This is a genomic window from Dactylosporangium sp. CA-139066 (assembly GCF_050936175.1).
Classification (GTDB): domain Bacteria; phylum Actinomycetota; class Actinomycetes; order Mycobacteriales; family Micromonosporaceae; genus Dactylosporangium.
Map to the genome: position 1 here is coordinate 1,684,804 of NZ_JBNJNH010000002.1, position 12,691 is coordinate 1,697,494.

Below are 12,691 nucleotides of genomic sequence, written 5' to 3' on the forward strand. Positions count from 1 at the left end.
GCCTATCGCCGTCGCGCGCGAGTGCCGGCCGATGAGCGGTCGCAGGCCGGGCACTCGTAGCGCACATCGGGGGCACCGCGGGTGGGCAGCTCGTAGCGCACCAGCATCCGCTGGCAGCGGCCGCAATCGTCGCCGAGTTGACCGGTGCCAGGTACGTGCTGGGATCGCTTCCACCACTGTGTACGGCGGACCAGGTCGGCGAACGCACGGTTTTCGGTGCGCAGCACCACTCCGGGATTCGGGCCGAGCAGCGATCCGCCGGCGGACCACAGCGTCTGATGGGCGGTGGCCGCCACGACGGAAGCTTCGCGTTCCCGCCGCCGAGTGCGTCGGAGCCATCGCCAACCTGTCCGCCGGTGCACTCGTCGACTGAGTCCGCAACCGCTACGGCTGGAGCAGGCCGAGCCGGCGGGCGGCCGCGGCGGCCTCTATCCGGTTGGCGACATCCAGCTTGGCGATGATCCGTGACACGTGCACGCTGGCCGTCTTCGGCGAGATGTACAGCTGCTCGGCGATCCGCCCGTTGCTGTACCCCTCGGCGACCAGCCGCAGCACCTCCCGCTCCCGCTCGGTGAGCACGTGCGGACCGGCCGGCGCGGGTGCGCCCCGAGCCCGCACGCCGGCCCGGCGCCCCAGCGTGGCGATCTCTGCGCCGGAGAAGCACCGATCGCGCGCAGGTGCCGGACGTTCGCCCGAGTCGTCAGCCAGTCACTGATCTGGACGTTGAAGTCGAACGGCGACGCGAACGTCCGGCCGGGCAGGAACGACGTCTCGAAATAGCCGTTGCGCCGCTCGACGAGACCCTTGGACTCCGGATCGCGTCGCGGAGCAAGCCGGATGCCCACGCCCAACGTCCCCGCGAACGACGTCGCCTCGATCGTCAGCTTCCCGGTCCCGGTCCCGCCGATCGCCGATTCCCGATCCCAGACCAGCGTGCGCGGACACGCACCCCACCCCCCGATGATCTCCCACATTCCGGCCAGGATGTCGCCCGCCTTCCGCGACGGGATCATCACCGCGTCCGTCACGCGCGAGTGCCCACACGTCATGGCCAGGACCGGCAACACTCGCCGTTGACCAGCCCCGACCGGAATCTCCGGCTCCGGGAACCACAGATCGCACTGCGCGACCTCGCCCGGCGAGTACTCGATCCGGTCCGCCGGGTCCGGCGGCAGGAACAACGGCCGCAACTGCCGAACCCGGTCCTTCAACACCGTCAACGACCGCGTCCAGCCGATCCGCTCCGCGATCACCGGAACGGGCATCGACGGCCACTGCGCCAGCAGACCGAATCTGCGGCTCGAACGCATCAACCGACGAACCCCGCGGCCCACGCTCACGCCGCGGCGGCTCCACCGCCCGCACCGCCGACCGCACCGTGTTCCGCGACAACCCGAACCGCCGAGCGAGCTCCTTGATCGGCACACCCTCACCCAGGTGCAACCGCCGGATCTCAGCCCACTCCTCCAACTTGATCACCCCTCCACACTTACGGAGAGGGGTCAATTCCAATCCGTCGGCAGAGGGTCAGTCTCAGGGCGCCGTCGACACGTTGCGCCACTTCGACGCCGATCGCAACGCGGTCGGCTTCAGGCACGGCGTCAAGAGCCTGCTCGACCTGCCGAGCGAGCAGCAGCGCAATCCGATCAGCTGCGTCGGCTGACCGCAGGGCTTGTCGTTTGATGAGCCCGTTGTCGACGCTTGCGAGCCGGTCTTCGAGAGCCTTCGTTACGACAATCTCGTAGAGCCCCGCCGGCAACTCGTCAGCCACCGCGTCAGTTTGCCTCATGATCCGTCGCTGTTGCTACGCGACCTTACGAGCGCTGGATTGCAGCATGGTTGCAGGTCGGCCTTGCGACAGCCCTTCGCCGCGCGCGATGCCGTTACGGTTGGCGAATGTCTGACGTGTCGTACGACGATCTGCTGGCCGATTTCACCGATATTCAGGCGTACACCTCGGAAGTCGCCGCTGCCGCACCCAGCTCGTCCGGAGTGCATGTGGTGCTTGACCGGAGTGTGGTCGTCTATGTCGGGTCGACGGGCGACCTGCGTCGCCGGCTCCGGCAGCACCTGACCGGCAACCGCGGCTCATCGGTGCTGCACGACCAGGTCGGTCAGCTCCTCGATACACCGGACCACGCTGCCTCGGCCATCGAGATTGCGGCCTGGCTGGGGCAGTGCACGGTCCGCTGGTACGAGACGGACAACCCGGAGGGCGTGAAGGAGGCACTGGTCCTAGCGCTGAAACCGCGCTTCAATCGGCGCGTGCCACCGCAACGGTAAAGACCTGCAACATCGGCAGGTACCGAGCGCGGTCAGGTCGGGTTTTCCAGGCGGGACCTGGCGGTGTTGAGCTGGGACTGCGTGAATAGGGATGAGAACTCCGGCCGCATGGCGAGCCGTTCGACGGTGAGGTCGAGTCGGCCGCGTTCCCACAGTGCTGTGAACCCGTCCGACACTGTCGGGGCATTCAGCAGTTGCCGGGCCGTTGCGACCCCGCCCTTGTCGGCCAGCATTGAGCGGAACACCGTGGCGGTGTAGCCGGCCTCGTCGCGCGCCCGCTCGTACAGGCGGATCATCGCCCGGTGGAACTGGGTTTCTAGAGCGGACAGGTCCCGGTGCTCCGTCGGAGCGGTGGCCGGTGCGGCGTCGCTGCCGTGCATGACCCGCAGGAGTCGCGTGACGCTGCGGAAGCGTTCGACGGTCGGACTGGTCGCCGGGAAGTACTGCACCAGGCCCACGACGTTGCCTCGCGAGTCGAGAACGGGGGCGTCTTGATGGTGCTTGGCGGCGACCAAGATGGCCTTGGCTTCGTGCGGGCGGATCCAACAGACGAACTTGGCGCCGCTCGGATGGGCGCGTTGGACCATGACGTTGGCGCGGTACTTGCGGGCCTCCTCCGATGCGCTTTGGTAGTACCGTGCCCAGCCGGCAACCTTGCCTTCGTGGCGGATCGGCGTGTCGACCGTCCGGTCGTACGCCTCGAGTGCGGCGAGTGCCTCGTGCGGCCTGATCCAGGCAATGCTGCGGTACCCAGCCGGAACCTCGGCGAAGTCATTCGCATCCGGCTCGGCGTGGGCTGGCTCCTGAACCGTCCGTGTCGGAGTCGCGTCCTTGTGCCGAGGGCGGGGCACGTTCGGCACCCTTGAGACCGCGGCCGGCGGTGGCGCAACGGGCTGCGCCGGCGGTGGCGCAACGGGCTGCGCCGGCGGTGGCGCAACGGGCTGCGCCGGCGGCGCCTCCTGCACCGCACCGTCCGGGCCGATCATGACGGCCTTGCCGAGGGCGATAAGCCGCGCGATCTCCCGCTGCTGCTCGATGTCGAACGGCAGGATCTCCTCGTCCTTCGCGGTGGCCAAAGGAGGGTCGGACTGATCCGAGGGCGTCGGAGTCGTTTCGGCCTCGATGAGAACGGGAGTCTCGACGACCGGCGGCACGTACAGTCCGATGCCGAGCTCCTCGATCCGCTGCCACACTGGTTCCATCGCGGCCTCGGGATCGCGGCTGAACACACTGCCGCGAATGCGGACGAACACGCAGTTGCCGACCCGCTCCAGGACGGTTTGCCGGCGGATGTCGCTCTCCCACTGGTCCGGGCCGTGGTACGCGTCGCCGTCGCATTCGATCGCGAGGCGCCGGCCGTCCGGTGCGACCAGCACGAAGTCGATGCGGTAACTGCCGATCCGGAACTGCGGCTGCGGACGGTATCCGCGCAGCAGGATTCGCTTGAGGACCTCGCGTTCGAAGTCGCTGTCGCAGCGCTGCTCGAGGTGCTCGTAGGCCTCCTCGGCGCCGGTGGCGTTCTGGCAGTACCGCAGCAGCTTCCCTCGGGCGTCCTCCGGGTGCATGTCGTCGGGTTGGGCGGAGTGGAACACCCACAGCTGGTCACGGGCGCGGGATGCGGCCACGTTGACTCGGCGGTGGTAATCGCGCTTGGTGAACGCGGAGATCGTTCCGTTGTTCGGCGACACGACCAAGGTGATGAGCACGATGTCCCGTTCGTCGCCCTGGAACGTGTACGAGTCGCCGACCCGCAGCCGGCGCCGGCCGATCTCCTCCTCGCCGATCACCGTCCGGAGCCGGTTGAGGATGTAGAGGGCCTGTCCGCTGCTGCTGAGGAGGCTGACGACGCCGATCGTTTTGCCGTTGTACGCCGGGTCGGCGACGATCGCCTGCACCTGTTCGACGAGGGCGTCGGCCTCAGCGACGTTGACCTCGCCGTAGGAGCCGATGACCTGCCGGATGTACACCGTCCGGACCGGGTCACCGATGCCGTCCGGGCGGTCCGTTCGCAGCGGCTCGATGGCGTTGTCATAGTACTCCCGACTGGAGAACTCGATGATGGCCGGCACACAGCGGAAGTGCTCGGTGAGCCGGATCCGCTGCGGTGAACGGCGCACCGAATGGTCGTACAGGCTGCCCTCGGTGTCGAAATGCTCGGCGGAGGGAACCTCGCCGAGCAGGTGAGCGTTGACCAGCGAGGTCACGTCGCCGATGAAGTTGAGCTGCGGGCCGATCTGCTGGTCATCGCCGACGACCACCGCACGCTCGGCGAGCGTGAGCACGGGCAGCGCGAACAGGTCGGCCTGCGATGCCTCGTCGACGATGACCACGTCGAACTTCGCGCCACCGGAAAACTGCTCGATGGCGCGGTCCAGCGGCATGACCCATACCGGGACGGCGTCAACCGCGTCGGCCATGGCCTGCTGGGCGTGGGCCTGCCATTTCGCTGCGTTCTTGCCGGTGCCCTTGCCGTACTTGCGCAGCGCCGTGGCCCAGTCCGCGAGCGCGGCACGGCGACGGTCATCGAGCGCGCGGGACACCTCCCGCCAGGCGGAGCGCACGACAAGGTCCCGGGTGAGCCGGCGGATCCGGTCGCGGATCTGCTCGACGCGGCGGCCGAGCGCGATGGTGTCGACGCTGCCGACGATGGTGTCGAACCAGGTCTGCGCCTGCCGCCACTGCCAGCGCAGCACACAGTCCGTGCCGGTGCCCTCGAGCGCTCGTGCCGAGCCGTCGTCGATCGCCGACGCCCAGACCGGTGCCTGCCCCGCGAGCATGGTGTGGAGCCGGTCGTACACCTCAGCGGCGGGGCGCAGCGAGGATAGCCGGCGGGCCTCAGCAAGCGTGTCATCCCACCGCGTCAGCTCCTCGGCCTGCCAATCCAGGTCGAGAATCCGCCACAGGTCGCTGGCGTTCGTCGTCGCCATGCCGTCCTGCAGCGCGGCCGAGATCACCCGGGTCTGCTCGGCGAGCCGGTCGTGCTCAAAGATTGCCTGGCAGCGACCGAGACGGGTGACCAGGTCGTCGAGCCTGCGGGCGTCGACAGTCGGCGAGGTCCGCGGCAGCAGGCCGCCGATGATGCCGGCCAGCGTGGGCCAGCGCCGCCAGTCCCACTCCAGGGCGCTGTTCGCCTCGGAGATGAACCCGCCGGCCCACAGCTCCGGCTCGGCATGGCCGGTGGGAAGCTGGAAGGCCAGGCGTTGGGCCCACTCGGCCCAACGGGCACCAAGGTCCTGCCGTAGCCGGATCCGGTTCACGTACGCGACGACGACATCGACGTCGTCCGAGCCACGCAGCGGCTCGCCGTCCACGCGGCAGTCGCCGGCCAGTTTGGCGAGGCTACTGGCGAACACTTTGCTGACGCCCTTGCCGCTGGCGAAGCGCTGCCGCAGTTCGGCGAGGTCGCCCAGCAGGGCGCGCGGCTGCGTCATCCGCGCCGCTGGCACCTCGACCCGGTGACCGCCGACGGTGCGGCTGAGCCCGGCGACCTCTGCGAGGAGCTGCTGTGATGCGCGGACGTGGTCCTGCCAGGTGGTGTTCAGGTGCGGGTCGGTGATGAGCCGCCCCAGTCGGTCCGTCCAGGACCCTTCGCGGCTGCGCAGATAGATGACGGCCTCGCGCAGGTGGCCGAGCAAGTCGTTGAGGGGCTGCTCACCGTAGGCGCGCACGGCATGCACGTTGACGGCGTGATCGGCCAGGTCGTTGATCTCCGTCGCGGTCGCTGCGGTCCGCAGCCGCAGCTCGCGGATTGCTGCGGCGGTCGGCAGGTCGGCAACGAGCGGCAGATGCCGCAGCGCCTGGCGGCGATCATGCTGGCTGATCCGGCGGGCAAGATCGAGCAGCACGCCGAACTCCTCGGCGGTCAGCGGCGCCGGACCGGGCTGGTGCAGAGCGTCCGGGATGTCGCCGTAGCGCTCCTCGCGGGCGAGGAGCCACGCGCCGACCTCGGCCGACGACAAGGCGATGTCGTCAATCTTGTAGGTGGCCCCGTCCGCCTCCGCGATCGTGCGGAGATTGCCCAGCGCTTGGCCGAGCTCACGCTCGGCCTTCTCCAGCTCGTTGCGCAGCGAATCGACGACACGCTGCTCCCGCCGTTGGTCCAGCGTCGCGGCCCGATCGGACAGCTCACGGGCGGCGAGCTGCAGCTGGATGAGCTGATCGGTCGACCGGCCCAGCACCGCGAGGCACAGCGCCTGAACCTCCGCGGGCAGCCCTTCACGCAGCACCCGCAGCGGGTCTTCCTTCTGGGCCACCACAAGGACCCGCTTGCCGTGAGCGATGAGATGACAGATCAGATTGCGGATCGTGTGCGTCTTACCCGTCCCGGGCGGGCCCTGCACAGCGACGTTGCGGTGCCGGGCGAGCCGATGCGCGATCGACTCCTGCGCCTCGTTCGTCGGCAGCGGCATGAGCAGCCGCTCGCCCACAGGTTCCCACCGCTCGGGCCGGTCACCCGGCAGCTGCAGCCGGCTCGGCTCGTGCGCCAGCACGGCGGCGAGCGCACCGATCGAGCCCATGTCGCCCGCTTCCAGGCGGGCGCGTAACTCTTGCAGGAACCGCCGGATCAGCCGCTGTTTCGGCCGTACGAACAGCACACCGGTGTCGTGAATGTGTGGACCGCTGGGCGCCGCGGCACCGGCCGCACGGACGACCGGCTCCGCGCCGAGCCGGCGCATCGCTCGCTCGAACAGCTCAATGCGCTCGAAGTCCTCCCAGACGTTCACGGCGACCTGGCCGCCGTGCTCGCCGAGCTCCAGCAGCTGCCGCAGGTACCGCTCGGGCAGTCCGGTGAGCGCATCCGTCTGCAACCGCGCGGCGCCCTGCGGCACCACCATGACCAGTGACCGGTCCGGGTCGTACTCGATCGCTACCGGCGTCGTGACGAGCGGATACCGCACCCGCTGTCCGTCGATGTCCATCTCGACGATGCCGTGGCCCCACACCAGCTCGTTCGTCGCCGAGTTCATGTCGAGCGTGTGTTTTAGCTCGAACAGCCGGTCATGCAGCTGGCGGATGGCGCTGACGAGCTTGACCTCGGCCGCCCAGGGCCGCCACACCTCGTCCCGCCACCGCTCGAACTCCGAACGCGCCTCCTGCGCCTCATCGTCATCGTCCAGCTGTGGTTCCTGGTCGGCCGACAGCGGCTTCCGCAGCAGCGACGCCAGCCGGTGCGGCGCGAACAGTGCCTTCGGCAGGCTCGGCATGCCCAACCGCAGCCACGACGCGTCGTCGATGCTGGCGCCGACGTCGCAGCCGGGGTGGGCAGGCAACTGGTGCTGCCAGAATGCGTCGGCCGTCGGCACGGTGCGGGCCGGCTTCTCCATCTGCGCCCGGACCGCCAACAAGTAGTCGGCCAGCGCCAGCGCGCGGTCTCGGATCGTTGCGGGAGCGTCGTTGACGATGCTCATGCCGCGACCACCCGGTGCTGTTCGAGATGGGTCATCACCGCTTGGTTGGCCTCCCAGCCGTCCGGGAACTTGACCACCTCGTTGAGGTACATCCGGCCCGTGGACGGGTGCGCGTTCAAGAGAGCTGAGATGCCGACCCGTGCCACCACGATGCAGGCATGGCGGTGCCTCGACGTCAGCACGCACAGCCGGCCCGCCTCCAGGTGGAACGCCGTCGCATCCCGTCGGCCTGATAGTGGGTGCCACACCACCGTGACGTCGTACTCGCGGCCCTGCAGGCGGTTCGCCGTATCGACCGTGATGCCGGAGTCCGCCGGCAGGTGCTGGCGGACCGCGGCGGCCTGGTCGCGATGAGCAGTACCGATCGCGATCCGCCCCGCCGTCACCGCAGCGCCGTCCGGGAACTTCTCCGACACCGCCACGGCGCCGCGTTGCAGCAGGCGCAATGCCGCGTCCGCGCACGCCTTCGCGACCTCCGCGTCCGTGCGCATGCTGTGCCGCGCCGGCAGCTCGTGCAGCGCCCAGCCGGAGCGGGCCGCCATCGCGAGCGTTGCGTCGAGTGGAGCAGCGCCGAACGCGTGCGTCTGGAAGGTCAACGAGCGATCGTCGGGGCCGGTTCCGGACGTGAAGCCGGTGAACGGGTAGAACGCCTCCGAAACTACCGGCGCAGCCGTAGCTGGCAGCCGCCACGACACCGGCAGCCGGTGAACAGGAACGTCCTCGTTGTGTCGCAGCAGAACGGCGACCGCGCTCAGCTGCGGGTCCCAGGACAAGCCGGCCCAACGCTCGGTCTCCACCGTCGAGAACGGGTCCAGCTGACCCGGGTCGCCGACGAACAGTGTCCTTTCGAATCGGCCGGCGATGCGCAGCAGCGCGTCGGAGCGCATCTGGTACGCCTCGTCGACGATCGCCCACGCCCACGAGCCGTCCGTCAGCATGCCCCACTTCGCCGCCGTGCCGACGATGACGCGTGCCCCGGCCAGCCCGGCGATAGCCGTGTCGACGGTGACGTTGCGGTGCCCGGAGATCCGCGCCACCGGCACGTAGTTTTGCGCCGAGAGACGGCCGATCGGCAGATCCGGCGCTGCGGTGGCGAGGTTGTTGATGAGGTCGTCGACCTGCTCGTTGGTCTGGGCCACGATGGCGATCGGCTCGCCCAGCTCGGCGAGGTGCCGTGCGGCCCGTACGACCAGCGTCGACTTCCCGGCGCCGGGTGGGGAATCGACGACCACGCCACGTGCCGGGCCGTGCTGCAGATCGGCCATGACGGTGGGAAACACGTCGGTGGTCATGACCAGTCCTCCGCGGCATCCTCTTCGGTGGGCTCGGGGGGCGCCGGCGGGCCGCCGTGCGTCCAGGGGGTGTCGTCCACGTCCGGGAACTGGCCCGTTCGCTGGAATTCGTCCGAGATCGTGCTGTACGTGATCCACTCGCCCTCGGCGGGGACGCTGCCCGGCGGCGGGGTCAGCGAGCGTCCCATGCCGCCGGTGAGTTCCAGCAAGACGTCCGAGCCATCCTCGGTCGGCGTCACGGCGACGATGTCCGCCTTCTGGCCGGCCCGGGCCGGCGATTGCACGGTGACGCCGGCGCCCAGCCGCAGCGGGTCCTGCGTCCGTACGGTGATGTGCGGGCGGAGCACGCGACGGGTGCCCGAAGCGTCGACGCGGTTGGGTTCGGCGTGGACGACCGTGCCGGCGAATGCCTCGCCGGTAAGCCGATACTCGGCCATGACCAGCGGGTCGTCGAGGGCACGCTGGGCGTCGTACGCAGCCTGGGCACGCTCCAGCCGGCTGAGCCGGCGGGCGGCGGCGACGGCGTTGTCCCGGCGTGCCTGCGGCAGCGCTGTGCCGTCGCGGAGGTAGGTGACGTATTTGGTGTACTCGTCGCGGTCCTGGGCCCAGCGCTCCACGACACTCGCCCCGGGCGTGAGGCCGTTGAGCAGCTCGACGCCCTTCCACATGAGCCGCCATGTCGGCTCGAGCTGTGTCGCGAGGATCGCCTCCAGCCGCGAGAGCGCCTGCTGACGGGCGACCGGATCGCCATCCGTGCGCGCATACCGGTTGATGGCGGGAGCCAGCCTTTCGGCGTCGAACGTCGGGTCGGTCGTCGGGCCGGCCGGCGGCCAGATCTCCGGGTCCTCGGCGTCGAGCGCGGCGTCGAACGGCGACCGCCCGGCGGGCGGGTCGAGCCAGGCCAGCAGTGCGGCGAGGTTGGCGTCTTCGACGGCGCTCTGTCCGGTCGCCCAGTGTGCGCCGAGCACCGAGGTCATGGCGAGCAGCATTGATGAACCGGGGTACTCGGCCCGTTCGGAGAACCACGTGAGCCACTGGCCGAACAGCGGCACGACCCGATCGACGGCGTATGGGCCGTATGTGCGGCGCAGCCTGGTCGAACGGCCGAAGAGACGCACGAAGCCGATGCCGCCCGGGTTCGGTACGAGCAGTTGCGGGGCGTCGGTGAACCGCTGCCGGCTCTCGCGGCCCCGCCCGCCGGGCACCTCCTCCTGGCGCCGAGCGAAGCTGTCCACATAGGACATGACGAAGCGGCCGAGCTCAGCGGCGAAGGCGAAGCGCTGATCGCGGTTGCGTGGCTGGGGCACTACGAAGAGCCGCGGCGCGTCCGGGCGATCGCCGACCATCGCCGCGAGTGGCGCGTTGGCCTCACCGGCCAGGGTGAGCGGGATGAACACGAGCGGCCGGGAGCTGATGTGCGTGTGCCGGACCGTGGTGATCCGCTGGGCCGCATGGTCGCGGACCGCGAGCGCCCGTGCAATGGAGGTCAACGACGTCATGCGGGGATCCCGAAGCACTCGTTGCGCAGGCGCATGGCTGCCCGCAGTACCACCGCGGCTTCCATCTGCTCCGGAGCGGGCGGCAACAGTCCGCTGGCCAGGCCCAAGGCGCTCTCGACCCACTCGACGCTGCCGAGCTCCTCGCTGACGGTGCGACCAAGCGCGTGCGTGGTGCCGTGGGCCTCGCGGCGGCAGAAGTACGACATCTCGCATGTGGACAAACAGTCGGGGGAGTAGCGGGCCGGGATGTGCTCCAGTGCCGCGCACAGTTCGCCGACCGGACGCGTGGGCTTGCCGTCGCGATCCGGCGCCAGATCGAACGTCAGGTCATCGTCCAGCGGCTCCAGCAGCTCGTCGATGCGGGTCATCTTGTTGAGCTGGCGGTTGAGCACAGTGAGCTGGCGGCGCACGTCGAGCTTCGTGGCGACGGCGTGGTTGGAGAAGTTCTCCGGGCAGACCAGCACGACGTTGTGCGAGACCCGCTCCGGGTCGAGGCCGAGTTCCTGCAGCAGCTGGCGCAGTGCCACGACGTACACGCCCGACTGCACTGCGGCCGCGGCGACCTTGCCGCCGTCGGCCTGGCCGTCGATGACCGCGAACGACTTGATCTCGATGATATGGAAGATGCCCTGGAACTGGAACGCGATGAGGTCCGGCTCGAGGAACACCTGCCGGCCGCCGACCGGCAGGCGCAGCAGCGGGTGGTCGAACAGCGTGCCGAACTCGTCGGTGCCCTTCGCGGCGGCCCCGAGCACCTGCCGGGCCAACGTGTGGCGCACGTTCTGGCTCGTGTTGCCGGCGGCCTCCTCGAGGTCGCGGTACGCCACCTCGGGGATCGGCAGGTCGAGCACCTTCCGCAGCATCCGCAGCAGCTCGGCGCAGCCGTTGGCCTTCACCTGCGCCTCGAACGCGTTGGTGCGGGTGATGGCGAACGGCGACTGGCCGTAGGGCGGCGGGAAACCGACCCGGGCGGCGACCGTGCGCTTGTCGACGCCGGCGGCGTCCATGACGGCACGGCGGGTGCAGCCGGGGTTGGTGGTCAGCGCGGCGATCGTGCGGGCGTTGTGCGGCACGGGCGGCACCGGGCCGCGCAGCTGATCGAGCCGCGATTCGGTGCTGTTCACAGGGAGTGTTCCTTCGCGGGGGAAGCGGTGGGGCTATACGGCCTTTTCGTCAGGCACCGGCTCCAAAGGGCTGCCGAAGAGCCGCCCTTTGTCGTCGAGCTGGGTGCGAGCCCGAGCGGCGGCCGCTTCGCGGTGCGACCGGTCGACCGGCTCGTGCGTTTGCAGTTCGGCGCGTGCGGCGCGGATGACGGTGCCGGGTCTGGCCGAGCCGATGCCGTCGGCGGCACCGGGGATGTTCTCGGCGAACAGCCACAGCAGGCGGGCGGTGGCGCGGTCGATCTCGGGAAGGCGATCGACGTGTTCGGCGATGCTGACGGCCGCGTAGAGGAAGTCGACGCGCGGGCTCAGGGCGCCGATGATCCGCCGCTCGAGAGGCCAGGTCGAGACCGCGAGCAAGCCACGCACCGCGGCGAGCCGGTCAGCGGTGAGTGCGGCGCAGAGATAGTACGGCCGGGCGAACGGCGACGAGCGGAACGAGCGCTCCTCGTCGCGGCGGAGGCTGGTGAGCTTGGCGCTGTTCATGTCCCCGCTGAAGCAGGCGTTGTAGACCTGGGCGATCAGTCTCGGCGCGGCCGGCACGGTGAGCAGGGTCAGGGCGCTGTGGACCTGTTCGCGCAGCGGTAGGAGGGAACCGCTCTCCCGCTGCATCGACGCCGGTGCCGGTTGGGCCTCGTGCGCCTCGTCCAATGCGTCGTCCAACGCGTCTTCCAGGGCGCGCACCTCGGCCCGCAGCATCCTGACCCGAGGCTTGTCACCGACGGACCTTGCGTGGCGGATCTCGGTGTGCAGCGCGTCGATCCGCTGCTCCAGTTCCTCAACGCTGCCGGCCATGGTTGAGACAGTACCGTTCTCCAGTAATTTCCAGCAATACCCACTTCGGGCAACGCTGGCGTCCGAGAGGCTGCGAAGCGCCGCGCTGGGGCAAATGCTCCCACTCTCATCGAACCTGCTCTGCACCCGGAATGAATCCACCGGACGGCTGGTGAACGCCCGTCCGGCTGGAGTGATTGCCGCCGTGGATCCTGGCGGTCTGGTCGGTTTTGTCCGGCCGTTGGGCCGTCACGGACGGAGAACCCCATTGCATG

Annotated in this window: 9 protein-coding genes and 1 pseudogene; 1 reads left to right on the forward strand and 9 read right to left on the reverse strand. The window is 69.6% G+C overall.

All coding sequences use genetic code 11. The features are described from left to right. Nucleotides 1-2: 2 nt before the first annotated feature. The 4 genes and pseudogenes from ACQEVU_RS52535 to ACQEVU_RS52550 all read right to left on the reverse strand — a co-directional run bounded on the left by ACQEVU_RS52535 (nucleotide 3) and on the right by ACQEVU_RS52550 (nucleotide 1,771). Nucleotides 3-296, reverse strand: coding sequence for a hypothetical protein (locus ACQEVU_RS52535; RefSeq protein ID WP_433338298.1), 294 nt, complete (start codon nucleotides 294-296; stop codon nucleotides 3-5). An 88-nt stretch (nucleotides 297-384) separates the two neighbouring features. Further along, on the reverse strand, nucleotides 385-579 hold the full coding sequence (locus ACQEVU_RS52540; RefSeq protein ID WP_433338300.1) for a helix-turn-helix domain-containing protein: 195 nt from the start codon (nucleotides 577-579) through the stop codon (nucleotides 385-387). A gap of 74 nt (nucleotides 580-653) precedes the next feature. Further along, nucleotides 654-1,479: pseudogene (locus ACQEVU_RS52545) on the reverse strand (IS21/IS408/IS1162 family transposase); the annotation flags it as partial. 10 nt (nucleotides 1,480-1,489) lie between these two features. Next, nucleotides 1,490-1,771 (reverse strand): hypothetical protein, encoded by a 282-nt coding sequence (locus tag ACQEVU_RS52550; RefSeq protein ID WP_433338302.1) that lies wholly within the window; start codon nucleotides 1,769-1,771, stop codon nucleotides 1,490-1,492. A 125-nt stretch (nucleotides 1,772-1,896) separates the two neighbouring features. Here ACQEVU_RS52550 and ACQEVU_RS52555 point away from each other — a divergent pair, with 125 nt between their 5' ends. Further along, complete coding sequence (locus ACQEVU_RS52555) at nucleotides 1,897-2,283, forward strand: GIY-YIG nuclease family protein (RefSeq protein WP_433338304.1); 387 nt, start codon at nucleotides 1,897-1,899, stop codon at nucleotides 2,281-2,283. A 32-nt stretch (nucleotides 2,284-2,315) separates the two neighbouring features. On the opposite strand, the gene ACQEVU_RS52560 is transcribed toward ACQEVU_RS52555, so the two are convergent. From ACQEVU_RS52560 to ACQEVU_RS52580, 5 genes are read right to left on the reverse strand one after another with little or no spacing between them, the layout of a single operon-like run. After that, nucleotides 2,316-7,691 (reverse strand): AAA domain-containing protein, encoded by a 5,376-nt coding sequence (locus tag ACQEVU_RS52560; RefSeq protein ID WP_433339747.1) that lies wholly within the window; start codon nucleotides 7,689-7,691, stop codon nucleotides 2,316-2,318. After that, entirely contained in the window at nucleotides 7,688-8,983 is a 1,296-nt protein-coding gene (locus tag ACQEVU_RS52565) for an AAA family ATPase (RefSeq protein WP_433338306.1), read from the reverse strand. Before ACQEVU_RS52565 ends, ACQEVU_RS52560 begins: the two co-directional genes overlap by 4 nt. Continuing rightward, nucleotides 8,980-10,482: a hypothetical protein gene (locus ACQEVU_RS52570; protein ID WP_433338308.1), complete on the reverse strand. Its 1,503-nt coding sequence runs from the start codon at nucleotides 10,480-10,482 to the stop codon at nucleotides 8,980-8,982. Before ACQEVU_RS52570 ends, ACQEVU_RS52565 begins: the two co-directional genes overlap by 4 nt. Then, nucleotides 10,479-11,606, reverse strand: a complete 1,128-nt coding sequence (locus tag ACQEVU_RS52575) for a hypothetical protein (RefSeq protein ID WP_433338310.1) — start codon at nucleotides 11,604-11,606, stop codon at nucleotides 10,479-10,481. The genes ACQEVU_RS52570 and ACQEVU_RS52575 overlap by 4 nt, the downstream gene beginning before the upstream one ends. A 33-nt stretch (nucleotides 11,607-11,639) precedes the next feature. Then, the gene (locus tag ACQEVU_RS52580) at nucleotides 11,640-12,437 is read right to left on the reverse strand and encodes a hypothetical protein (RefSeq protein WP_433338312.1); all 798 of its coding nucleotides are present in this window, start codon (nucleotides 12,435-12,437) and stop codon (nucleotides 11,640-11,642) included. Nucleotides 12,438-12,691 lie beyond the last annotated feature (254 nt).